This is a genomic window from Mycobacterium sp. UM_Kg1 (assembly GCF_000972925.1).
GTDB classification, from domain to species: domain Bacteria; phylum Actinomycetota; class Actinomycetes; order Mycobacteriales; family Mycobacteriaceae; genus Mycobacterium; species Mycobacterium hiberniae.
Map to the genome: position 1 here is coordinate 1 of NZ_JRMK01000338.1, position 574 is coordinate 574.

Annotated in this window: 2 protein-coding genes; both read right to left on the reverse strand. The window is 70.0% G+C overall.

Annotation, left to right across the window (positions count from 1 at the left end):
• On the reverse strand, positions 1 to 87 hold an 87-nt coding region (locus LI92_RS24695), incomplete at its 3' end, for a hypothetical protein (protein ID WP_502691494.1).
• Positions 84 to 574 (reverse strand): type VII secretion protein EccB (locus tag LI92_RS21435; protein WP_192830109.1); only part of this gene is annotated, 491 nt, incomplete at its 5' end. The genes LI92_RS24695 and LI92_RS21435, both read right to left, overlap by 4 nt.

Below are 574 nucleotides of genomic sequence, written 5' to 3' on the forward strand. Positions count from 1 at the left end.
CTCCGGCGGCGCCTCCACCGTGATCGCACCCCGATCCACCGGCGGCACCGGCAACCGACGACGCGCCTCAAAAATCAAACGACTCATCGCGACTCTCCCACATTCGACACCACGCCCAGCTCACCAACCACACGACGACCCGGACGCGGATCCGGCGCCAACCCGTCATGCGCCAACAACGCATCAGACCGCGACAGACTCGGCCCCGCCGCAAACTGCGACAACACCGACCACGGCACCGGCAACACCGGCCCACTCAAACCCAACGCCGAGACTGCGTCACCGTCACCGCCGGCGCCGCCTTCATTGCTGAGGCCGTACCGCACACCGGTGTCGGAGATCCAGAACAGCGATCCCGCCGGCTCCGAGGCCGGTGCCTGCCCGACGGCCTGGGCGACATAGCCGAGGCCGGGTGTCAGGGCCACGCGGGCCGCGGTGCCGCCCACCCCGGCGCCCACCAGATCCAGCGTGCGCACACCCTCACCCAACGGCAGCGTCGAACCCGACAGCAACGTCAACGAACTGGTGCTCGCCCCCGCGGGCTTACTCCACTGCGCGCACGTCACCGGCGCCG